The organism is Dyella sp. C9 (genome assembly GCF_003332825.1).
Lineage (GTDB): Bacteria > Pseudomonadota > Gammaproteobacteria > Xanthomonadales > Rhodanobacteraceae > Dyella.
Map to the genome: position 1 here is coordinate 1 of NZ_QIRF01000013.1, position 21,596 is coordinate 21,596.

Genomic DNA, 21,596 nt, shown 5'->3' on the forward strand with positions numbered 1-21,596 from the left:
CAGCGTTGGAACATTTCGTTCCGAGTGAGCCGCTCATCTTACATCATCTTTCCAGTCCGTCAACACCTTCAGCGAAGAATTTTTGCTGTCGTTGTTGCCGTCCGGAGGGCGATGCCAGCGGCGGGAGGCGAATAATAGGGAGCCCCCCACCCTTTGACAAGCAATTTCTGAAATTTTTTTTCGTGTTTCGCGTAAGACGTTGTTCTCACGCGAAACTCTTTTTGTTTTTTGTTCGCGACAACGGTGCGTCGTCGCGAAAAGCTCAGCCTTGCTTCAACAACACGCGGGCGAAGTTGCGCTTGCCGACCTGCAGAACTGCCTCAAATCCAGCCGAAAACACCCGTTGCGCGTCTTCGACGACTTCGCCGTCGATGCGCACGGCGCGTTCCTTGAGTTTGCGATTGGCTTCGGAGTTGCTCGCGGTGATGCCCGCTGCGGTAAGCAATGCAGGCAAACGCAGACCTTCGGCAGGCACCGCGATTTCGGTGAGCGGCAACAGGCTGGTGTCTCCTTCGCCACGAACCACAGCATGCCAGCCCGCAATGGCCTGCTCCGCGGCGGCGGCATCGTGGAAGCGCGTGGCCAGTTCGCGCGCGAGCTTGAGCTTGGCGTCGCGCGGATTGAGTGCGCCGTCCGCCACTTCCTGCTTCATGCGAGCAATGTCCTCCAGCGAGGTCTCGAAACTGAGCAGCTCGAACCAGCGCCACATGAGGTCGTCGCCGATCTTCAGGGTCTTGGTGACGATGTCGATGGCCGGCTCATTGATGCCTATGTAGTTGCCCAGCGACTTGGACATCTTGTTGACGCCGTCCAGGCCCTCGAGCAGCGGCATGGTCAACACGATCTGCGGCGCCTGGCCGTGGTGCTCCTGCAGGGCACGGCCCATCAGCAGGTTGAACTTCTGGTCGGTGCCGCCCAGCTCAACGTCGCACTTGAGTGCGACGGAGTCGTAGCCCTGCACCAGCGGATAGAGGAATTCGTGGATGGCGATGGGCTGCTGGCCGGCGAAGCGCTTGGAGAAGTCGTCGCGCTCGAGCATGCGCGCCACGGTGTGCTGGGCGGCGAGCTTGATCATGTCGGCGGCGCTCATCTGACCGAACCACTCGGAATTGAAGCGCAGCTCGGTGCGCTCCTTGTCCAGCACCTTATAGACCTGCTCGGCATAGGTCTCGGCGTTGGCCAGCACGTCTTCGCGCGAGAGTGGCTTGCGCGTGACGTTCTTGCCGGTCGGGTCCCCGATCATGCCGGTGAAGTCGCCGATGAGGAAAATCACCTGGTGCCCCAGGTCCTGGAACTGGCGCATCTTGTTGAGCAGCACGGTGTGGCCCAGGTGCAGGTCCGGCGCGGTCGGGTCAAAACCGGCCTTGATGCGCAGCGGGCGGCCGAGCTTCAGGCGCTCGACCAGCTCTTCCTGCTTGATGATTTCGTCGGCGCCTCGCGCGATGGTGGCCAGCGCCTGATCGAGCTCGTTCATGTATTCCTCAAATTTTCGTTGTTTGCACCCCACCGGAAATCATAGCTTCCCGGGCGATTCCGTTAATTGTGTGTTAATCAAAAAGAACGCGCAACCCATTGATGGAAAAGGCGTTGACGCCCTTTGCACAGGGCCGCTATGGTACGCGGCAATTAGAAATTTGGTACCTGGGGAACACCGGGCATGGGTGAGAGAAACGAGACCGCGCGTTCAGCGCGCAAACTGGCCATGCGCCGCAGGGCGCAGCAGCGTCACTCTCACTTTTACGAACGTTGCGCCCATTGGTCCTTTGGTTGCCATGGTGACGCAGAACCGATCCGCTGGCACCGCGAACGCTGGATGCTGGCAGGCACCGCGCTTCTTATCACCGCCGTTTCCGGCTTCCTGATTCCCGCGTGGGCCAGCGCGATGCGCCCGGATACCACGTCCACCGCCCACGCCGTGCTGCCGCTGGCCTTGCCCAAGGCCGCGCCCGAAGCCACCCGCGCGCCGACCGTGGAAGACTGGCATATCGTGCAGGTGCAACCGGGCCAGACGCTGTCCGACCTGTTCCAGAGCCAGGGCCTGAGCCTCACCGATGTACAGCACGTGGTGGACCAGTCCGGTGACGCGAAGTCGCTGCACCATATCAGCCCGGGCCAGGAGTTCGACTTCCTGCTCGACAGCGACGGCAGCCTCAAGGGCATCCGCTTCGACAAGGACGAGGCGAACCGCACCACCATGCGCTTCGACGGTGACAAGGCCACGGTGACCGCCGAGGCGCGCGAGGTCGACCACCGCGAGCACGTCGCGCACGGCACCATCGACAGCTCGCTGTTCGCCGCCGGCGCCAAGGCGGGCATGAGCAACGCGATGGTGCTCAAGCTGGCCGAACTCTTCAAATACGACATCGACTTCGTGCAGGACCTGCGCGAGGGCGACAGCTTCACGGTCATCTACGACGACGTATACCGCGACGGCGCCTACCTCCACGAAGGCGACATCGTGGCGGCGGAGTTCGTGAACCAGGGCGAGCGCTACACCGCCTACCGCTTCAAGAAGGACGACGGCAGCTACGGCTGGTTCAGCGAGGACGGCCGCCCGATCCAGAAGTCGTTCCTGCGCATCCCGGTCGACTTCACCCGTATCTCCTCGCAGTTCAGCGCCGCGCGCATGCACCCGATCCTGGGCCTGATGCGTGCGCACAAGGGCGTGGACTACGCGGCGCCCACCGGCACGCCGATCCACGCCGCGGGCGATGGCGTGATCAAGTTCAAGGGCTGGATGAACGGCTACGGCAACTTCGTGGTCATCCAGCACAACGGCTCCATCAGCACGGCATATGGCCACATGTCGCGCTTTGGCGATGAGAAGGTAGGCCAGCGCGTGAGCCAGGGCTCGGTGATCGGCTATGTCGGCATGACCGGCCTCGCCACCGGCCCGCACCTGCATTACGAATTCCGTGTCAACGACGTGCAGCGCGATCCGCAGACGGTCACCCTGCCCAAGCCTGAGCCGCTGCCCGCGGCGCAGCTGGCCAAGTTCCGGAGCCAGGTGGTGCAGCCGCAGCTGGCCCGCCTCAAGACGCTGGACGCCAACATCAAGCTGGCCAAGGCCAGCGGTACCAAACGCAACGACGACTGATCACCTGTGAATGACGCCTCGGCGCTTTACCTCGGCCTGATTTCAGGCACCAGCGCCGACGGCATCGATGCCGCCCTGGTGCGCTTCGAGCATGACCGGCCACAGCTGGTCGACGCCCTTACCCACCCCTGGCCCGACGCCTTGCGCGCACGCATCCTCGCCGTGGCGCAGGATGAAGAGCGCCTGGACCTCGACGCCTACGGGCGCCTGGACGTGGCGATCGGGCAGTGCTTTGCCGACGCGGCGCAGGCCTTGCTCACGCGCAACGAGGGGCGACGCGCTTCCGTGCGGGCGATCGGCTCGCACGGCCAGACGCTGCGGCATCGCCCGACCGGCGAGCAACCCTTCACCCTGCAGGTGGGCGACCCTTCGGTGATCGCCGAGCGCTGCGGCATCGACGTGGTGGCCGATTTCCGCCGTGCCGACGTGGCCGCCGGCGGACAGGGCGCGCCGCTGTTGCCTGCCGTGCACGCCATGCTGCTGGGCCGACCGGGTCACACCCGGGTGGTGCTCAACCTGGGCGGCATCGCCAACATCACCGTGCTGGGTGCTGATGGCCGGGTGTTCGGCTTCGATACCGGCCCCGCCAATGGACTGATGGATGCGTGGCACCTGCGCCATCGCGGCAGCGCTTTCGACGCCGATGGCGCCTTTGCCGCCTCGGGCCAGGTGGATCCGGCCCTGCTGGAGGCCATGCTGGCCGATCCGTATTTCGCGCTGCCACCGCCCAAGAGCACGGGCCGCGAGCACTTCCACCTGGCCTGGCTGGAATCGCATCTGCGCATCGCATCGCTGGCGCCCTCCGATGTGCAGGCCACCCTGCTCGAACTGTCGGCGCGCAGCGTGGCCGAGGCCATCGTGCGCCATGCCGCGGACACCGTGGACGTGCTGGCCTGTGGCGGCGGCGTGCACAACGGCCTGCTGATGCGACGCCTCGGCGAGCTGCTGGCGCCGCGCGCGGTGATCAGCACCGCGAGCCAAGGCGTAGACCCGGATTACCTGGAAGCCTCGGCATTTGCCTGGCTGGCCCGCCAACGGCTGCTCGGGCTGCCGGGCAACCTGCCGGCGGTCACCGGTGCGCGCGGGCCGCGCGTACTCGGCGCGGTCTACCCCGCACCCTATCGCTGATCAGCTCTGGTCGTCGCCCAGTACGCGGGGGCGAACCTTGGCCAGATCGGACGACGGCGCGCGGGAAAGCGCCTGCACGGCTTCCTGGAAAGCGGCTTTTTCCTTGGCGTCCCACTGGCCACCCAGGGTGGTCAGGTCGCCCGGATCGAGCATGGTCTCGGCAAACAGGTTGGGCGAGGCCATGCCCAGCCCATGCCGCAGTGCATGCAGCACCACGTCATTGATCGACCACTGCCGCTCCTTGGCCAGCGCCTTGATGCGCTCGGCCATGAGACTGTCGATATGGCGTATGACGAGGTCCGGCACGGACGCTCCCTCCCACAATCATAAGCCCCCTGTAAGAACCATCTTGGCACAGCGCCGAGGCCGGAAGTATCGACCTCTTGGCTGATTCTCACGCAGGGCTCACCCTGCCGGGGTGCCTTGGTCCTCCGGGCGATCCCGGCCGAAACGCGGCCACAGCGCGGCGAACAGCAGCATCGCGGGGATCATCGAGACGACGGTGATGGCGAAGTAGCCGCCGTAGCCCATCACGGCGACCAGGCCACCGGCGAAGAAACCCAGCACCTTGCCCGGCATGTTCACCAGCGAGCTGAGCAGCGCGTATTGGGTGGCCGTGTGCTGGCGGTTCACCAGCAGGGAGAGGAAGGCCACGGTCGGCGGGCCCAGCAGGCCTTCGGCGAAGTTCTGGCCGGAGATCGCCAACGTCAGCAGGGCCAGATTCCCGTGGTTGCCGAGCAGCAGCAGGTACAGCAGGTTGCTGCAGCCTTCGAGCACGATGCACACGCCCAGGGTGCGCCACGCGCCCCAGCGCGCCACCGCCGCGCCGCCGACGAAGGCGCCCGCGATGCCGACCCAGACACCGTAGATCTTGGTGACCGCGCCGATCTCGGTCTTGCTGAAGCCCATGTCGCGCATGAACGGGTTGAAGATGGTGCCGATGGACTGTTCCGGCAGCTTGAACAGCAGGATGAACAGCAAAGTAAGCCCGGCGAGGGCCCAGCCGTAGCGGCGGAAGAAGTCGGTGAACGGGTCGATCACGCTCTCGCGCATCGCCATGCGCCAGCTCGGCGGCGTGGAGCGCACGATGTCGGGTTCTCGCATGACGAACGTGGTGACGATCGGCACCACCATCGCCACCGCCATCAGCAGGTAGATCCAGGTCCAGGCGACGTGATCGGCCAGGATCAACGCGACCGCGCCAGCCAGCAGCAGGCCCAGGCGATAACCGAGTGCGTAGGTCGCCACCAGCGCGCCCTGCGCGGAGGGCGGCGCGATCTCGATGCGGTAAGCGTCGATCGCGATGTCCTGGGTCGCGCCCATGAACGCGACCAGCAAGGTCGCGAACACGAAGGGCTGCAGCTGGCGTGGGGTGAGCAGCGCCATCAGCACCAGTCCGCAGATCACGCCGAATTGGGCGAACAACAGCCAGCCGCGACGCTGCCCCAGTCGCTTGAACAACGGCAGGCGCCAATGGTCGAGCAAGGGTGCCCACAGGAACTTCAGCGCGTAGCTCATGCCGGCGCTGGCGATCATGGTGACATCCTTCAGCGCGATGCCGTCCTCCTTCAGCCACAGCGAGAGCGTGACTGACACCAGCAGGAACGGCAGCCCGGAGGAAAACCCGAGCAGGCACATGGTCCACGCCGCCGGCTCGGTGAACGCACGCCAGACCGACGGCTTGCGCACTGCCGGTACGCCCGCCTCAGTCGGCATAGTCGACCGTGTACGGCGCGTGGTCGGAGAAGCGCTCGTCGCGGTAGACCGAACAACGCTTGAGGCGATCGCGCAGGCCCGGGGTCACGATCTGGTAGTCGATGCGCCAACCCACGTCGTTGGCCCGCGCGTTGCCGCGGTTGGACCACCACGTGTAGTCCTGGCCCTTGGGGTGCAGCGTGCGATAGCTGTCCACCCAGCCGTGCTTGTCGACCAGGTCGTTGAGCCAGGCGCGCTCCTCCGGCAGGCAACCGGAGTTCTTCTGGTTGGAGCGCCAGTTCTTGATGTCCAGCTCGCTGCGCACGATGTTCCAGTCACCGCACAGCACGTAGTCGCGGCCGCTCTTCATCCATTCGGCGAAGATCGGCGCGATCCAGTCCATCACCTTGAACTTGAACTGCTGGCGCTCTTCGCCGGAGGAACCCGAGGGCACGTACAGCGAAACCACGCTGAGCTTGCCGAAGCGGGCCTCGATGTAGCGGCCCTCGTTGTCGAACGCATCCCAGCCCAGGTCGGTCAGCACTTCGTCGGGCTCGCGCTTGGCGTAGATCGCCACGCCGCTGTAGCCCTTCTTGCTGCTGGCGTCCCGGTAAAAGCAGTGCGCGCCATCCGGGCGGAACATCGGATCGGTGAGCTGGTCCTCCTGCGCCTTGGTTTCCTGCAGGCAGACCACGTCGGCCTTCTGGTGACGCAGCCATTCGAACACGCCCTTGGTGGCGGCCGAACGGATACCGTTGGCGTTGAGGCTGATGATGCGCATGAGGAGCGTGCCCTGGCTTCCGATGGATGCGCCATCATAGCAACCATGGCTGAGACCCCCGATATCCGCGTTGCACCCGTAGAGGCGTCTTTCAGGGATGCCTTGCTGGCCTTGAGCGTGCACGACGAGCAGTACGCCTTCGTTGGCCGCATCGCCGTATCACTGGTGGATGCGGAAAGCTGCGCGGGCAGCGAACCCATGGCCATCCTCTGCGATGGCGAGCCGATGGGCTTCTATCGCATAGAGCGGCACGCCAACACCCTTGCCGAGGTCGAGTTCGCTCGCCCCACGCTGGGCCTGCGCTCGTTCTTCATCGACACGCGATGGCAAGGCCGTGGCCTGGGCACGCGTGCGCTGGAGGCCGCCATGCACGACATGGCGCATCGCTACCCATGGGCGAAGGACGTGGCGCTTACGGTGAACCTGCGCAATGCGCCGGGCCTCGCGCTCTATCGGCGCGCGGGCTTCCAGGAGACCGGGGGGCTGTACCATGGCGGGCGTTCCGGGCCACAGTACCTCATGCTGCGCGCCCTCCCCCGCTCGAATCCGACCTAGAGAAAGCAGCCGTGCACGACTACCAGCGCGATTTCATCGAACTCACCCTGCAGCGCGGCGTGCTGCGTTTTGGCGACTTCACGCTCAAGTCCGGGCGACAGAGCCCGTACTTCTTCAACATGGGCCGCATCGACTCCGGCGCCGCGCTGGCCCAGCTGGGCCGCGCCTATGCCGCCGCCGTGGTCAACTCCGGCATCGAGGTCGACATGCTGTTCGGCCCGGCCTACAAGGGCATTGCCCTTGCCGCGGCCACCGCCATCGCGCTCGCCGACCAGCATGGCCGCGATCTTCCGTGGGCCTATAACCGCAAGGAAGCCAAGGATCACGGCGAAGGCGGCGTGCTGGTGGGCGCACCGCTGAAGGGGCGCGTGTTGATCGTGGACGACGTGATGACTGCCGGCACCGCGGTGCGCGAGTCGCTCGCGCTGATCCGCGCACAGGGCGCCACCCCCGCCGGCGTGCTGATCGCGCTCGATCGCCAGGAGCGTGGCCAGGGCGACCTGTCTGCCGCGCAGGAAGTCACGGCGGAGTTCGGCATTCCAGTGATCGCGATCACCAGCCTGGGCGACGTGCTGTCCTATGCCGGCGAACGGCCCGAACTGGCCGCCGAGCACGCGCGGCTGCTCGCGTACCGCCAGCAATACGGCGTAAATACCTGATCCGGCAGCGTTAGCCAAACCCATCACAGTGCGTGCCGATGACCTCGTGGCGAGATCGCGGTTGTCATCGGCTCGACGGCTATACTCCGCCGACAAGGGGGAAGTCATGCGTAAAACAGTTTTCGTCATCGCGATGCTCGCGCTGACCGCCGGTGCACACGCGCAGGCACAGAAGGCCAGCAGCTACCGGTATCGATGGAAGGATGCCACCGGCCTGCCGCACTACAGCGACAGCCTGACCAGCGATGCACTGAAGTACGGCTACGACCTGGTCAACGACCGCGGCCTGGTGGTGCAGCACGTGGACCGCCAGCTCAGCCCGGAGGAGCGCGCTGCCGCGCAAAAGGTGGCCGACCAGCAGGCAGCGGAGGCGCACGCCGCACAGGAACGCGCGCGCAACGACGCGCAGATGTTGGCGGCCTACCCCACCGAGGATGCCTACAAGACCATCCAGCAGCAGAACCTCGACACCATCGACCAGCAGATCAACACCACCCGCATCAACCTGAAGAGCCAGGAAAAGGCGTTGACCGACCTGCTGACCCGCGCCGGTGACCTCGAGCGCGCCAAGCAGCCGGTACCCAAGCCGCTCAACGACAGCATCGCCAAGCAGCGCAACGTAGTGGCCCGCCAGCGCGACGTGCTGGACCACCAGCAGAGCGAACGCGACGCGGCCGTGCAGAAGAACGCCCAGGACCTGGCCCACTATCGCGAGCTGAAGGCTGCGCAAGCCAAACAACAGCCGGGCCAGTGAGGCCGTGGCCCCGGCTGCCGCCGGGGCCGGCCATGATCAGAACGGCAGCTTCAGCGAAGCATCCACCGCCAGCAGCTGCTGGCGGAACACTTGCTCGATGCGCTTGAGCGCGGTCTCGTTGTCCGCGTCGAAACGCAGCACCAGCGTCGGCGTGGTGTTGGACGCGCGCACCAGGCCCCATCCATCCGACCAGTCGGCACGCACGCCGTCGATGGTGGTGAGCGTGGCATCGCCGAAGCTGGCCTTCTCGCGGAACTTCTCCATGAAGCGGTAGTGCGCGCCCTCGGCCATCGCCACTTTCAGCTCGGGCGTGGAAACGCCCTTCGGGCAGGTGGCGAAGATTTCGTCGGGCGTACGCTCTTCCAGGTCGCCGGCCAGGATTTCCATCAGGCGCGCCGCGGCATAGATGCCATCGTCAAAGCCGTACCAGCGCTCCTGGAAGAAGAAGTGGCCGCTCATCTCACCGGCCAGTTCCGCACCGGTTTCGCGCATGCGCGCCTTGATCAGCGAATGGCCGGTGCGCCACATCTGCGGACTGCCGCCAGCGTCAAGGATGGTGCCCTTCAGGTGGCCGGTGCACTTCACGTCATAGATGATGGTGGCGCCCGGCTGGCGCGACAGCACGTCGCGGGCAAACAGCATCAGCACGCGATCGGGGTAAATGATCTCGCCGTCCCGCGTCACCACGCCGAGCCGGTCGCCATCGCCGTCGAAGGCCAGGCCAAGGTCGGCACCGGTCTGCTTCACGGCGAAGATCAGGTCTTCCAGGTTGTGCGGGTCCGACGGGTCGGGATGGTGGTTGGGGAACGTGCCATCCACCTCGCAATACAGCGGAATCACCTCGCAACCGATGCCCTCCAGCACCTGTGGCGCCACCTCGCCCGGGATGCCATTGCCGCAATCGACCACCACCTTGAGACGCCGCTCGGCCTGCACATCGGACGTGATGCGATCGATGTAGTCGGGCACCACGTCCAGATGACGCAAGTTGCCCTTGCCGTCGCGCTCCAGGCGACCCGAGACGATGCGCTGGTACAGGTCCTGGATGGCGCCTTCGGCCAGCGTCTCGCCCCCCACCACGATCTTGAAGCCGTTGTACTCCGGGGGATTGTGGCTGCCGGTGACCGACACGCCACAACCCGTGTTGAAGCGATAGGCCGCGTAATAGAGCACGGGAGTGGGCACGGCGCCGATGTCGATCACGTCGATGCCGGCCTCACGCAGGCCATCGGACAGCGCGCCCGCAAGCTCGGGACCGGACAGGCGGCCATCGCGGCCCACCACGATCTCGGGCAGGCCACGTTCACGCATCAGCGAACCGATCGCCTGGCCGAGCAGGCGGGCCACGTCCTTGGTCAACGAGCTGCCCACCACGCCGCGCACGTCGTAGGCACGGAACATGGAGGGATCGACGCTGACTGGCTTTGGCGCAGCTGGCGCGGGCGCCGCAGCCGGTGCGGCCAGGCGCGGCGGCGCAGTGGCCTTCGGCGTCGCCGGTGGCTCATCGAGCAGGTCGGAAAGCATCTCGCCGTCGTCCCTGGTGGCACGAGCGCTACGTGGATGCATGCGCAACCAGAACAGGTACAGGCCCGCACCGAGGGAGATCACCCCCAGCAGCGCCGCCAGCGGCCACACGCGGGGCAGCACGATGAAGGCTTCCGGCAAGGCCGCGCCCACGCTGAGCGTGGTGCCATCAATGGGCTGGCCGGCGCCGGCTTCGCTCACGGCCGAACGTGGACCGATCGCGAGCAGGCGAAGGTCACCACGGTCGTCCCCCTGGCGCAGTTCCAGGCGGCCGCCTTCGGGAGAGGCCGCCTCGAAGCTTTGTTCCACCGGCCCAAACGGCAAGGCGGTCCACACCCAGGCCAGCGGATGGGTCGCCGGCCCGACCGGCGTCACCACGCCCAACACGCGTCCGCCTGCGGCAGGTACGGTCTGTGCCAGTGGCTTGCCGTCGGCGGTCTGGGCCGCCAGCAGCTGCGCCGCCTTGCCGTAGCCGAAGCTGCGGTAGTTGGCGTGGATGACTTCGTCGAGACCGCCACTGTAGACGTCCACCGCCTGCGCGGATGGAATGCGTTGACGCAGCAACGCGGCCGCCTGTGCCGGATCGGCGGCGAACGTGGCTGGATCCAGCCCGGCCACCGCCTTGTCCACCGACTCACGCTGGGTGGCGATTTCGACGGCAAGCGTCTTGGCCACCTTGCGTTGTGCCGCGTGCACGCGTTCCACCACGCTGCCTTCGTCGGCGATCACCCAGCTCTGCCACAGGCAGAACAGGCCCACGAGCACCAGCAAGGTGCCCGCCGCCAGCGGCAACAGGCGCCGCCAGTCCATCGTTGCCATGGACGATCGTCCGCCCAAGCTGATCTTCGCCATGCCCTGTCCCCAAGCAGGTTGTCAGGCCACGCGCGGACACGGGCAAGCCGGTGCCCGTGCGGCGAGCCTAGTTGACCCCGGTCGAACCGAACCCGCCCTCGCCCCTCTGCGACGGCGCGAACTCCTGTACCACTTTCAGTCGCGCCTGCGCTACCGGCACCAGCAGCAGCTGGGCGATGCGATCGCCCACGCCAATGGTGTACGGCTGCGCGCCGCGGTTCCAGCACGAAATCATCAGCGGGCCCTGGTAGTCCGCGTCGATCACGCCGACCAGGTTGCCCATCACCAGGCCATGCTTATGGCCAAGGCCCGAACGCGGCACGATCAGTGCGCACCAGCCCGGGTCGCCAATATGGATGGCCATGCCGCTGGGCACCAGCGCGCTTTCGCCCGGCTGCAGGGTCAGCGGCGCCTCGATGGCAGCGCGCAGGTCCATGCCGGCGCTGCCGGCGGTAGCCGGCTGCGGCAGCTCGATGGTGTCTCCCAGGCGCGGGTCGAGGATCTTCAGTTCGACATCGATCATCCGCGCACCGCCCGATACCGCTCGGCGACCTGCGCGACCAGCTGATGGGCCAGCTCCGTCTTGGACGCGCGCGCGAGCTCGGCGGCGCCATCGGGCCAGTAAAGAGTAAGAGCGTTGTCGGCGGCCTCGAAACCGAGGCCACCACCCACCTGGTTGGCGGCAATCATGTCCAATCCCTTGCGCTTGAGTTTGTCTCGCGCATAACGCTCTACATCATGCGTTTCTGCGGCGAATCCGACCAAGAAGGGGCGCACGGTTTGCGCAGCCAGCGTGGCCAGGATGTCGGGGTTTTCTGCGAGGCGCAGCTCCAGCGGTGCGCCATCGTGTTTCTTGAGCTTGTGGTCGGCCACCTCGGAGGGGCGGTAGTCGCCCACCGCCGCCGCGGCGATATAGATGTCGGCCCCGGCGGTGGCGTCGACCACCGCGTCGCGCATCTGCGCCGCGCTGCGCACATCCACGCGGCGGCGGATGCCCGGCGGCGTGGGCAGGCTCACCGGACCGGCCACCAGCGTGACCTCGGCGCCGGCCTGCGCGGCCGCCTCGGCCACGGCGAAGCCCATGCGCCCCGAACTGCGGTTGCCGATGAAGCGCACCGGGTCGATGTCCTCGTAGGTCGGCCCGGCACTGATCACCACCTTCAGGCCGCGCAGCAACGGCTGGCCGAACGAGGCGACGATGGCCTCGCGCAGTTCCATGGGCTCGAGCATGCGGCCCGAACCGATGTCACCGCAGGCCTGGTCGCCCGAGGCCGGACCCAGCAAGTGCACGCCGCGCTGGCGCAGCGTGTCGATGTTGGCCTGCACCGCCGGGTGCGCCCACATCTGCTGGTTCATGGCCGGCGCCACGTAGACCGGCGCCGCGCTGGCCAGGCACACCGTGGTGAGCAGGTCGTTGGCAAAGCCATGGGCCAGGCGGGCGATCAGGTCGGCGCTGGCCGGGGCGATCAGGATGCGCTCGGCCCAACGGGCCAGCTCGATATGCCCCATGGCCGCTTCGGCTTCCGCATCCCACAGGCTCATGCGCACCGGCTGGCCGGACAGGGCCTGGAACGTGGTGGCGCTGACGAAATGGGTGGCGCCCTCGGTCATCACCACGCGCACCTCGGCACTGAGGTCGCGCAGGCGGCGGACCAGCTCGCAGGACTTGTAGGCGGCGATGCCGCCGGACACGCCCAGCAGGATGCGGCGTTGGGCAAGACTCATGGTGTGGGCCTGACAAACCGTTTGGCGGCGTAGCTTACCGGAATCGTCAGGTTGACTCGGTAAAGCGGGAAGGTCGCGCAAGCGGCTGACCCTCTCCCCAACCCCTCTCCCGAGGGGAGAGGGGTCATGGTCTTCACCGCGTCACGCCAGCACGCGGGGACGGAGGATGTCCTCCAGCCCGATGCGTCGCAACAGTTCCGCCCGCACGCGATCGGCCACGCCGTTGACGATCTCCGCGCCATCCTGCGAGGGATCGACATGCACGCGGAACGGACGCTTGCCGAACGGCGTATCGACGACGGTCACGATGGCGGCGGCGACGGCTTGAGGATCGGCATCGTCCGGTTCCAGGGCAGCCAGCCCCTTGAAGGCCACCTCGCCGAAGTCCGCCGTCGGGCCCTCGGCGTAGGCCTTTGCCACTGCCTCGTCGGCCGGCGCGCCGGCATGGGCAAAATGATTGGTGCCCTGGGTGAAGGCGCCGGGCACGATGATCGAGCTCTCGATGCCCCAGCGCGCCAGCTCGCCGGCATAGCTCACCGCCAGGGCATCCATGCCGGCCTTGGCCGCGAAATACGGCGACAGGTAGGGCGGCGTACCGCCACGCGTGCTGCTGGAAGACACCCACACCAGCAGTCCCCTGCCCTGCTTGCGCAGCTGCGGCAGCGCGGCGCGATTCACGCGCTGGGTGCTGAGCACGTTGACGTCGTAGAGCGCGGCGAACTGATCGGGGGTGAAGGCTTCGGCCGGTCCGTAGGACATGTGCCCCGCGTTGTGCACAACCACGTCGAGGTGGCCCTGCTCGGCGATGATCCGCGCGATGGCGGCGTCGACCGAGGCTTGCGACGCCACGTCCATCTCGATGGCGTGCAGCTCCACACCGTGGTCGTTGGCGTACTGCTGCATCTCGACGACGCGGGGCGCGTTGCGTCCAGCCGTTTCGCGCATGCCCGCGTAGACCGTGTGGCCCGCCTGGGCCAGCGCGTGCGCCGTCATCAGGCCGAAGCCGCTGGATGCACCAGTAATCACGATGATGTGTTTCATGGGGAATCTCCGGGAAAGGCGCGGCCGCCGAGGGCGGCGCGCGGGAACGGGAAAGGAACGGGGCGATTCAGACCATGCCGCCGTTGGCGCGCAGCACCTGGCCGTTCACCCAGCCACCGTCCGGACCGGCAAGGAATGACACGACGTTGGCGATGTCACCGGGTTGGCCGAGCCGTTCGAGCGGCGCCATCTTCGCCATGTGGTCGATCAGCTCGGGCGTCTTGCCCTTGAGGAACAGCTCGGTGGCGGTCGGGCCGGGCGCCACGGCATTGACCGTGATCGAACGGCCGCGCAGTTCCTTCGCCATGATGTGGGTCATCGCTTCCACGCCCGCCTTGGTGGCCGCGTAGATACCGTAGGTGGGCAGCAACGTGCCGACGATGCTGGTGGAGAAATTGATGATGCGGCCTCCGGAGCGCAGGCGGCGGCCCGCCTCGCGCAACGTATTGAAGGTGCCCTTGAGATTGATGGCGATGGTGCGGTCGAACAGCTCGTCGTCCGCATCGGCCAGTGGCGAGAGCTGCAGGATGCCGGCGTTGTTGACCAGCACGTCGACACCACCGAAAGCCGTTTCCGCCGCGTCGAACATGCGGCGCACCGCGGCCGGATCGGCCACATCGGCCTGGGCGGTCAGCGCGCGGCCGCCGGCCGCCTCGATCTTGCGCGCCAGCGCCTCGGCAGAGGCCGCATCACCGGCGTAGTTGATGACCACGGTAAAACCATCGCGGGCGAGACGTTCGGCTACGGCGGCACCGATGCCGCGGGACGCACCGGTGACCAGGGCAACGTTGGAAACTTGGGCAGACATGGGAGGCATCCTCAGGTTGAACCGGCCCATTGCCGGTGTGGCGAAAGGATGGTCTTTTGCTCCCGACGGATAATCTGCTGAAATCCGCCAACATCATTCGGATAACGGGAACAATGTCATGGACAAGTTCGATGCCATGCGCCTGTTTACCCGCATCGTGGAGCGGCGCAGCTTCACCCTGGCCGCCCAGGACCTGGAACTGCCCCGCTCCACCGTGACCGAAGTGGTGAAGCGGCTGGAGTCGCGACTGGGCGTGCGCCTGCTGGAGCGCACCACCCGCCAGGTCCGTCCCACCCTCGATGGCGAGGCCTACTACCAACGCTGCCTGGCCATCCTCGCCGAGGTCGAGGAGGCCGAGGCCGCGTTCTCCGGCGCCCGGCCCGGCGGCCTGTTGCGGGTGGACGTGCATGGCACGCTGGCGCGCCATTTCATGCTGCCTGGCCTGCCGGGGTTCCTCGAACGCTACCCTCGCATCCAGCTGCGCATCGGCGAAGGCGACCGCTTCGTCGATCTGGTCCGCGAGGGCGTCGACTGCGTGCTGCGGGTCGGCCGGCCCACCGACAGCAGCATGATCGGCCGCCAGATCGCGCTGCTGGAGGAAGGCACTTACGCCAGCCCCGGCTATCTGGAGCGCCACGGCTCGCCGGCCTCGCCAGATGCGCTGGAGGCCCATGCCATGGTCGGCTTCGTCTCGTCCGCATCCGGAGCGGTGATCCCGCTGGAATTCCAGATGGGCGGCACGCTCAGGCAGGTCACGCTGCCTCACGCGGTGAGCGTGGCGGGCGCCGAGATGTACGTCTCCCTCGCACGGCAAGGACTGGGGCTCATCCAGGTGCCGCGCTATCGGGTGCAGGACGACCTCGCCGGCGGTCGGCTGGTCGAAGTGCTGGTCGACCACCCTCCGTTGCCGTCGCCGGTGTACGTGCTCTACCCGCAGAACCGCCAGCTTTCGCCGCGCGTGCGGGTATTCATCGACTGGATCGCATCGGAATTCGCCACGCGACTTCCCGCCCAACCCTGAGCGGGTCGCCGCCCACCCGCCTCTAGCCTATGGGCCGACGGCATTTGCCGTAATCATCCGATGGGCAGCGACCCATCGCGCCGTCAGCCTGTGACGCATGAGCATTCGCGAATGGCCGGAACGGGAACGTCCCCGGGAAAAACTGCTGGCACGCGGCTGCGGCGCGCTGTCGGACGCCGAACTGATCGCCGTGCTGTTGGGTAGCGGCTTGCCGGGCAAGGACGCCATCGCCCTGGGCCGTGACTTGCTCGCCACCGGCGGCCGCCTGGGTACGTTGCTGGGCGACCCCCACGGCGCCGCACTACGCCTGCGCGGCATCGGACCGGCCAAGCGCGCCCGCCTGATGGCCGCCTTGGAACTCGCCCGCCGCTCCCTCGCTGAACAACTGGCGGATCGCCCCTTGCTGGGCAACCCGCGCGACAGCGGCGATTACCTCAGCGCCCAGCTGCGCCACCTGCCCTACGAGGTCTTTGGTTGCCTGTTCCTGGACAACCGCCACCGCGTGCTGGCCTTCGAGGAGCTGTTCCGCGGCACCATCGACGGCGCCAGCGTTCATCCACGCGAAGTGGTGCGGGCCTGTCTCCGGCATAACGCTTCCGCTGTCATCCTCGCCCACAACCACCCCTCGGGCGTGGCCGAGCCCAGCCAGGCCGACCGCGCCATTACCCGCGAACTGCGCGAGGCGCTGCAACTGGGGGGGGTAAGGGTGCTGGACCACCTGGTGATCGGCTGCGGCGCGCCGGTGTCGATGGCGGCACTGGGCATGCTGGGAAGGCGACGGACCCCGAAAAAAACAACGGCGCGGGGGGAGATCCGCGCCGTTTGGCCGTTTTTGTGGGGAGAGAGGAGATGGACGGCGGTCTCCCCGCCTCCGTCGGCGGGGAGGTGCCGGGGAGACGGGGCGCAGTGTGGCGGTGCCGCATGACAGGGGCATGACGTGGCGAGGTCATTACCGATAGGAATCGCCCCGCCGCGCCGATCCACGACTTATGCACATTCGGCCTGAGACGCCACTTTCCGTCGACTTGCTGCCCACACCCTCAAGTATGATTTTCAATGCATTGATTTACATTGATATTTTTCATGACACAACGATTTCCGCCGGGAAAACCATACGACAGCCGCCAGGGACCTCGTTATTCCCCACAGACTTATCCACAGACTTCTCCCCCGCAGCGCAGCAGCGTCGCCAAGCCGCGCCGCATCCGGCTTGCACGGCCCCGGTCTGATAGGATTGCGGGTTCCATCGTCGCCCGACCAACGCCGTGAAAGAACAGCTGCGTGAACTGCTGCTGCAGGCCATTCGTACCCTGCAGAACGACTCCATCCTGCCTGCCGACCTCGAAGTGCCGAACTTCGTGATCGAGCGCGCCCGCAACCGCGACCACGGCGACTTCGCCGCCAACACGGCCATGCTGCTGGCCAAGCCGGCCCGCGCCAAGCCGCGCGAACTGGCCGAGAAGCTGGTGGCTGCGCTGCCCGCCAATACGCTGGTGGGCAAGGTGGACATCGCCGGTCCCGGCTTCATCAACTTCTTCCTGGCGCCGGGCGCGTACCACGACGAAGTGCGCCGCATCATGGCCGAGGGCGATGCCTACGGTCGCGGCACCAGCGGCAAGGGCGTGACCGCCGGTGTGGAATTCGTCTCGGCCAACCCGACCGGCCCGCTGCACGTGGGCCACGGCCGCAACGCAGTGCTGGGCGACTGCCTGGCGCGCCTGCTCGACGCCGCCGGCTGGAAGATCAAGCGCGAGTTCTATTACAACGACGCCGGCGTGCAGATCCACAACCTGGCCATCTCGGTGCAGGCGCGCGCACGCGGCCTGGGCCCGGCGGACGCCGGCTGGCCGGAAGACGGCTACCGCGGCGACTACATCGCCGACGTGGCCCAGTCCTACCTCAATGGCGACAGCGTCGAGGTGGAAGGCCACGTGGTGACCGGCGCCAAGGACCCGGACGACCTGGACGCGATCCGCCACTTCGCCGTGGCCTACCTGCGCCGCGAGCAGGACCTGGACCTGAAGGCTTTCGGCGTCGGCTTCGACACCTATTTCCTGGAATCCTCGCTGTACACCGACGGCAAGGTGGAAGAGACCGTGCGCGAGCTGGTTGCCCACGGCCACACCTATGAAGAAGGCGGCGCACTGTGGCTGCGCACCACCGACTTCGGTGACGACAAGGACCGCGTGATGCGCAAGTCCGACGGCAGCTACACCTACTTCGTGCCGGACGTGGCCTACCACCTGTCCAAGTGGCAGCGCGGCTACGTGAACGCGGTGACCGTGCTCGGCTCGGACCACCACGGCTCGCTGGCCCGCGTGAAGGCCGGCCTGCAGGCGCTGGATACCGGCATCCCGAAGGGCTGGCCGAACTACGTGCTGTACCAGATGGTGACGGTGATGCGCGGCGGCGAGGAAGTGAAGCTGTCCAAGCGCGCCGGTAGCTATCTCACCCTGCGTGACCTGATCGAGGAAGCCGGCCGCGACGCGACCCGCTACTTCCTGATCGCCCGCAAGGCCGATTCGCAGCTGGTATTCGACATCGACCTGGCGCGCTCGCAGAGCAACGACAACCCGGTCTACTACATCCAGTACGCCCATGCCCGCGTGTGCAGCGTGCTGCGGCAGGCCGGCGAGAAAGGGTTCACCTTTGATCTGCACAATGGACTGGCGCAGCTGGCGCGCCTGGACAACGAACACGAGCAGATCCTGTTGACCGAGCTGTCCAAGTATCCCGAGCTGGTCGAGACCGCCGCAGCGAACCTGGAGCCGCACCTGGTCGCCACCTGGCTGCGCGAGCTGGCGAACGCCTTCCATACCTACTACAACTCGCATCAGTTCCTGGTAGACGATGCGAACCTGCGCGACGCCCGCCTGGCCTTGATCGTGGCGACGCGCCAGGTCCTGAAGAACGGTCTTGATTTGCTGGGCCTCAGCGCCCCGGAGAGCATGTAAATGGCAGCACGCAAGGGCAAGGGCCGGCAGGCCGTCCGCAACAACAGCGGTGGCATGCCGGGTTGGGGCTGGGCCGTCATCGGCATCCTGATCGGCGCCGTGCTGATGTTCGCCGCGCGCAGCCACCTGCCGATGGCCCCGCGCCCCAACGACGGCCCGCAGCCCAATGCGCAGGCCACCGCCCAGCGCGGCAGCGATGCCGGTGCCGCAGGCAACGAGTCGACCTCGGCCACCGACAGCAGCGCCGCGGCGCCGAAGAAGCCGCAGTACGACTTCTACTCGGTGCTGTCGGAAAAGGAAGTACGCATCCCCGATGCGGTGATCAGCGCGCAGGCCAAGGCCGAGCAGCAGCAGAAGCAGCAGGCGGCCCAGCAGGCCGCGCAGGCTGCAGCGCAGCAGCAGGCCCAGGTGGCGGCGCAGAAGCCGGCACCGGGCCCCGCCGCGGTGAGCGAGGCGATCACGCCTGCCCCCGAGTCGGCGGTGCATGCGCAGGCTCCGGCGACCCCGGCGGCCGCCAGCCCTGCCGGTGGCGGCTACCTGCTGCAGGTCGGTGCGTTCCCCAGCCCGGCCGATGCCGAAACGCTCAAGGCCAAGCTCGCCATGCAGGGTTTCGTGGCCAATGTGGCGCCGGTCAGCGTGAACGGCCAGACCTATAACCGCGTGCGCCTGGGTCCGTTCCACTCGGCCACCGAACTGGAATCGGCCAAGCAGCGCCTGGCGTCGGCGGGCATCAACGCGATTGCGCTGAAGGAAGGCAAGTAAGCCTGGCCGTACGGGTCGCAAAAAGGCCGCGCCATGCGCGGCCTTTTTTATGTCTCGCGAACGAACGCCCGATCCCCGCCGGAGCGCACCCCTGAATCGAGTTCAGGGCAGGCTCTGTGCGCGAAAACCCTGCGAAGCACAACGCCAAGGGGCGAAGGACGAGCAGCGAGGGCGTTGACTCCTTAACCCTTGCGCTTGAGACGGATCAGGCCCGAGATGTCGTCGTCGCCATAGCCCTGGCTCATCAGCTCGGCGTAGTCGGCCAGCGAGCGCTCGATGACGTTGCGGCTGGTGCCGGCACCTTCGGCAATGCGGCGCACGATGCCCAGGTCCTTGTGCAGCAAGCCCAGCTTGAAGCCCACGCTGAACTCGTTGCGCAGCATGGTCGCGCCACGCTTTTCCAGGAACCAGTTGCCGGCCGCGCCCGCGCCGAGCGTGGGAATCAGGCGTTCCGGGTCCAGCCCCAGTGCCTCGGCCAGCGCGAGGCCTTCGCACACGCCCTGCGCGATACCGGCGACCAGGATCTGATTCACCGCCTTGGTGGCCTGCCCTGCGCCGACATCACCCAGGTGCGTGATGCGCAGTGCATAGGCTTCCAGCACTGGACGCGCACGCTCGAGCACGGCGGCGTCGCCACCCACCATGACCGACAGCTTCCCGTTCTTCGCACCTTCGACGCCGCCCGACACCGGCGCGTCGAGGAAGCTGGCGCCCGCTGCCGCCAGCCTCGCCGCCGCCTGCTTGGCGGTATCCGGCGCGACGGTGGAGTGATCGATCACGATGGTACCGGCCTTGAGGTGCGGCACCAGCGCGTCGACCACGCCCAGCACGTCGGCATCGGCGGTGACGCACAAGGCGATCACATCGCACTGCGCGGCGATCTCGGCCAACGAAGGCGCGGACACGCCCAGTTCCTTCGCCACCGCGTCGGCATTGGCCTGGGTGCGGCTGGACACGGCGTGGAGCAGGCCGTGGGCTTTCAGATGGCCGGCCATCGGCGTGCCCATGGCGCCGAGTCCGATGAATGCTGCCTTGAGGCTCATGGTGTTTCCTGGTGGGTCAATCTTCGCAGTGTACGTCGTGGGTCACGAACGGGTGCTCCGCATCGGGCTTGGTGAACCACTGTGGCTCACGCAGCGTGCAGCGCATGTCGTCCATGCCGCTTTCCCAGTGCTGGTGCATGCTGTCGAGGCTGAACTCGTAGTCCTTGTAGTGCCCTTCGTACGGCTTGTTGCGGTAGATCAGGTGGAACAGGTTGACCAGCGCGCCGCTGGCGTAGATCTCCGCCTGGCGATAGGCCTTGCGGCTGCGTTGGTCTTCCGGCACCAGCGCCATCAGGTCGTGCAGCACGCGCTGCTGGCGCTGGCGCATGGCCATGTACTCGGTGATCAGGCGCGTGCGGCTGGAATACTGGATGTCCTTGGCACGCGAGGTGACCTCGGCCAGGTCACGCGGCACCTCGCCACGCGCGCTCCACAGGTCGACCTGGAAGACCAGGGCGTCACGGCTGCTGCTTTCGTACAGCACCTTGTACAGCGGCGTGTTGGAAACCATGCCGCCGTCCCAGTAGAACTCGCCGTCGATCTCGGTGGCGGGAAACCCGGGCGGCAGCGAGCCCGACGCCATGAAGTGCTCCACCCGCAGTTCGCCCTCGGTGTTGTCGAAGTAGGCGAAGTTGCCGGTGCGGATGTTCACCGCGCCCACCGATACGCGCATCGCGGTCTTGTGGTTGATGCGGTCGAAATCCACCAGCCGCTCCAGCGTCTGCCGCAACGGCGAGGTGTCGTACCAGCTGGCCGTGGTCGGCGACGCGCGCCACGGCCACAACGGAAACGGACGCGGCACGAAGAATCCGGGCTGGCCCTCGACCAGGGCACGCAGGGCGGCCCAGCCGCTCATGCCGTTCTGCCACGGCAGTTCCCACGCACCGGGGTCGAGCGGCACCGCTGGCCACATCGGCAACAGTGGGGGGCGGCAGATGGTTTGCCAGAATTCGCGCAGCCGCTCCACCCGATGCTTGGGTGGATTGCCGGCAATGATCGCGGCGTTGAGCGCGCCGATGGAGATGCCGGCCACCCAGTTGGGCCGGATGCCGACACCATCCAGTGCCTCGTACACGCCGGCCTGGTAAGCGCCCAACGCACCGCCGCCCTGGAGCACCAGGGCCACGGTACGGTAGTCGCGCTTCACCGCCGCAGCCAGCGTGTCGGCGGTGGGAAGATCGTGTGCGACCGCCATGA

Annotated in this window: 19 protein-coding genes and 1 pseudogene; 9 read left to right on the top strand and 11 right to left on the bottom strand. The window is 66.9% G+C overall.

Features of this window, described 5'->3' with window-relative positions:
* Positions 1 to 262 precede the first annotated feature (262 nt).
* Positions 263 to 1,474: a tyrosine--tRNA ligase gene (tyrS, locus tag DVU99_RS14210; protein WP_114240890.1), complete on the bottom strand. Its 1,212-nt coding sequence runs from the start codon at positions 1,472 to 1,474 to the stop codon at positions 263 to 265.
* Positions 1,475 to 1,657: 183 nt separating this feature from the next.
* Between tyrS and DVU99_RS14215 the strand changes: the two genes are divergently transcribed.
* Together DVU99_RS14215 and DVU99_RS14220 are read left to right on the top strand one after the other, a co-directional pair.
* Complete coding sequence (locus DVU99_RS14215) at positions 1,658 to 3,097, top strand: OapA family protein (RefSeq protein ID WP_114240891.1); 1,440 nt, start codon at positions 1,658 to 1,660, stop codon at positions 3,095 to 3,097.
* 6 nt (positions 3,098 to 3,103) lie between these two features.
* Positions 3,104 to 4,225 (top strand): anhydro-N-acetylmuramic acid kinase, encoded by a 1,122-nt coding sequence (locus tag DVU99_RS14220; protein ID WP_114240892.1) that lies wholly within the window; start codon positions 3,104 to 3,106, stop codon positions 4,223 to 4,225.
* Here DVU99_RS14220 and DVU99_RS14225 read toward each other — a convergent pair whose 3' ends face one another.
* From DVU99_RS14225 to DVU99_RS14235, 3 genes are all read right to left on the bottom strand, one after another.
* A complete protein-coding gene (locus DVU99_RS14225) occupies positions 4,226 to 4,531 on the bottom strand; it encodes a hypothetical protein (RefSeq protein ID WP_232823614.1) in 306 nt (101 codons plus the stop codon).
* Between the two features lie 99 nt (positions 4,532 to 4,630).
* Positions 4,631 to 5,863 (bottom strand): MFS transporter, encoded by a 1,233-nt coding sequence (locus tag DVU99_RS14230; protein ID WP_114240991.1) that lies wholly within the window; start codon positions 5,861 to 5,863, stop codon positions 4,631 to 4,633.
* Between the two features lie 67 nt (positions 5,864 to 5,930).
* The gene (locus tag DVU99_RS14235; protein WP_114240894.1) at positions 5,931 to 6,701 is read right to left on the bottom strand and encodes an exodeoxyribonuclease III; all 771 of its coding nucleotides are present in this window, start codon (positions 6,699 to 6,701) and stop codon (positions 5,931 to 5,933) included.
* A 45-nt stretch (positions 6,702 to 6,746) separates the two neighbouring features.
* Between DVU99_RS14235 and DVU99_RS14240 the strand changes: the two genes are divergently transcribed.
* The 3 genes from DVU99_RS14240 (at position 6,747) to DVU99_RS14250 (ending at position 8,669) form a co-directional block, all read left to right on the top strand.
* Positions 6,747 to 7,256: a GNAT family N-acetyltransferase gene (locus DVU99_RS14240; RefSeq protein ID WP_114240895.1), complete on the top strand. Its 510-nt coding sequence runs from the start codon at positions 6,747 to 6,749 to the stop codon at positions 7,254 to 7,256.
* A gap of 11 nt (positions 7,257 to 7,267) precedes the next feature.
* Positions 7,268 to 7,915, top strand: coding sequence for an orotate phosphoribosyltransferase (gene pyrE / locus DVU99_RS14245; protein WP_114240896.1), 648 nt, complete (start codon positions 7,268 to 7,270; stop codon positions 7,913 to 7,915).
* Between the two features lie 106 nt (positions 7,916 to 8,021).
* Positions 8,022 to 8,669: a DUF4124 domain-containing protein gene (locus tag DVU99_RS14250; RefSeq protein ID WP_114240897.1), complete on the top strand. Its 648-nt coding sequence runs from the start codon at positions 8,022 to 8,024 to the stop codon at positions 8,667 to 8,669.
* A gap of 36 nt (positions 8,670 to 8,705) precedes the next feature.
* Here DVU99_RS14250 and DVU99_RS14255 read toward each other — a convergent pair whose 3' ends face one another.
* The 5 genes from DVU99_RS14255 to DVU99_RS14275 form a co-directional block, all read right to left on the bottom strand.
* The gene (locus DVU99_RS14255; RefSeq protein ID WP_232823615.1) at positions 8,706 to 11,012 is read right to left on the bottom strand and encodes a phosphomannomutase/phosphoglucomutase; all 2,307 of its coding nucleotides are present in this window, start codon (positions 11,010 to 11,012) and stop codon (positions 8,706 to 8,708) included.
* Positions 11,013 to 11,112: 100 nt separating this feature from the next.
* Positions 11,113 to 11,568 carry a dUTP diphosphatase gene (dut, locus tag DVU99_RS14260; protein ID WP_114240899.1) on the bottom strand — a complete coding sequence of 152 codons (456 nt, stop codon included), beginning with the start codon at positions 11,566 to 11,568 and terminating at the stop codon, positions 11,113 to 11,115.
* A complete protein-coding gene (coaBC, locus tag DVU99_RS14265) occupies positions 11,565 to 12,770 on the bottom strand; it encodes a bifunctional phosphopantothenoylcysteine decarboxylase/phosphopantothenate--cysteine ligase CoaBC (protein WP_114240900.1) in 1,206 nt (401 codons plus the stop codon). Before coaBC ends, dut begins: the two co-directional genes overlap by 4 nt.
* A gap of 141 nt (positions 12,771 to 12,911) precedes the next feature.
* Positions 12,912 to 13,811 (bottom strand): SDR family oxidoreductase, encoded by a 900-nt coding sequence (locus DVU99_RS14270; protein WP_114240901.1) that lies wholly within the window; start codon positions 13,809 to 13,811, stop codon positions 12,912 to 12,914.
* Between the two features lie 67 nt (positions 13,812 to 13,878).
* Complete coding sequence (locus DVU99_RS14275; protein ID WP_114240902.1) at positions 13,879 to 14,619, bottom strand: SDR family oxidoreductase; 741 nt, start codon at positions 14,617 to 14,619, stop codon at positions 13,879 to 13,881.
* A 118-nt stretch (positions 14,620 to 14,737) separates the two neighbouring features.
* Here DVU99_RS14275 and DVU99_RS14280 point away from each other — a divergent pair, with 118 nt between their 5' ends.
* The 4 genes and pseudogenes from DVU99_RS14280 to DVU99_RS14295 all read left to right on the top strand — a co-directional run bounded on the left by DVU99_RS14280 (position 14,738) and on the right by DVU99_RS14295 (position 19,356).
* On the top strand, positions 14,738 to 15,640 hold the full coding sequence (locus tag DVU99_RS14280; protein WP_114240903.1) for a LysR family transcriptional regulator: 903 nt from the start codon (positions 14,738 to 14,740) through the stop codon (positions 15,638 to 15,640).
* A gap of 97 nt (positions 15,641 to 15,737) precedes the next feature.
* Positions 15,738 to 16,403: pseudogene (radC, locus tag DVU99_RS14285) on the top strand (DNA repair protein RadC); the annotation flags it as partial.
* Between the two features lie 502 nt (positions 16,404 to 16,905).
* The gene (argS, locus tag DVU99_RS14290; RefSeq protein WP_114240905.1) at positions 16,906 to 18,594 is read left to right on the top strand and encodes an arginine--tRNA ligase; all 1,689 of its coding nucleotides are present in this window, start codon (positions 16,906 to 16,908) and stop codon (positions 18,592 to 18,594) included.
* Positions 18,595 to 19,356 (top strand): SPOR domain-containing protein, encoded by a 762-nt coding sequence (locus DVU99_RS14295; protein ID WP_114240906.1) that lies wholly within the window; start codon positions 18,595 to 18,597, stop codon positions 19,354 to 19,356.
* A 182-nt stretch (positions 19,357 to 19,538) separates the two neighbouring features.
* Here DVU99_RS14295 and DVU99_RS14300 read toward each other — a convergent pair whose 3' ends face one another.
* A complete protein-coding gene (locus tag DVU99_RS14300) occupies positions 19,539 to 20,399 on the bottom strand; it encodes an NAD(P)-dependent oxidoreductase (RefSeq protein ID WP_114240907.1) in 861 nt (286 codons plus the stop codon).
* A gap of 16 nt (positions 20,400 to 20,415) precedes the next feature.
* Positions 20,416 to 21,594, bottom strand: a complete 1,179-nt coding sequence (locus DVU99_RS14305; protein ID WP_114240908.1) for a patatin-like phospholipase family protein — start codon at positions 21,592 to 21,594, stop codon at positions 20,416 to 20,418.
* Between the last annotated feature and the right edge of the window lie 2 nt (positions 21,595 to 21,596).

Coding starts and splice junctions, on each gene's coding strand:
- tyrS (WP_114240890.1), bottom strand. CDS start 1,474: ATGAACGAGCTCGATCAGGCGCTGGCCACCATCGCGCGAGGCGCCGAC.
- DVU99_RS14215 (WP_114240891.1), top strand. CDS start 1,658: ATGGGTGAGAGAAACGAGACCGCGCGTTCAGCGCGCAAACTGGCCATG.
- DVU99_RS14230 (WP_114240991.1), bottom strand. CDS start 5,863: ATGTGCCTGCTCGGGTTTTCCTCCGGGCTGCCGTTCCTGCTGGTGTCA.
- DVU99_RS14235 (WP_114240894.1), bottom strand. CDS start 6,701: ATGCGCATCATCAGCCTCAACGCCAACGGTATCCGTTCGGCCGCCACC.
- DVU99_RS14240 (WP_114240895.1), top strand. CDS start 6,747: ATGGCTGAGACCCCCGATATCCGCGTTGCACCCGTAGAGGCGTCTTTC.
- DVU99_RS14250 (WP_114240897.1), top strand. CDS start 8,022: ATGCGTAAAACAGTTTTCGTCATCGCGATGCTCGCGCTGACCGCCGGT.
- DVU99_RS14255 (WP_232823615.1), bottom strand. CDS start 11,012: ATGGCAACGATGGACTGGCGGCGCCTGTTGCCGCTGGCGGCGGGCACC.
- dut (WP_114240899.1), bottom strand. CDS start 11,568: ATGATCGATGTCGAACTGAAGATCCTCGACCCGCGCCTGGGAGACACC.
- coaBC (WP_114240900.1), bottom strand. CDS start 12,770: ATGAGTCTTGCCCAACGCCGCATCCTGCTGGGCGTGTCCGGCGGCATC.
- DVU99_RS14270 (WP_114240901.1), bottom strand. CDS start 13,811: ATGAAACACATCATCGTGATTACTGGTGCATCCAGCGGCTTCGGCCTG.
- DVU99_RS14275 (WP_114240902.1), bottom strand. CDS start 14,619: ATGTCTGCCCAAGTTTCCAACGTTGCCCTGGTCACCGGTGCGTCCCGC.
- DVU99_RS14280 (WP_114240903.1), top strand. CDS start 14,738: ATGGACAAGTTCGATGCCATGCGCCTGTTTACCCGCATCGTGGAGCGG.
- DVU99_RS14295 (WP_114240906.1), top strand. CDS start 18,595: ATGGCAGCACGCAAGGGCAAGGGCCGGCAGGCCGTCCGCAACAACAGC.
- DVU99_RS14300 (WP_114240907.1), bottom strand. CDS start 20,399: ATGAGCCTCAAGGCAGCATTCATCGGACTCGGCGCCATGGGCACGCCG.
- DVU99_RS14305 (WP_114240908.1), bottom strand. CDS start 21,594: ATGGCGGTCGCACACGATCTTCCCACCGCCGACACGCTGGCTGCGGCG.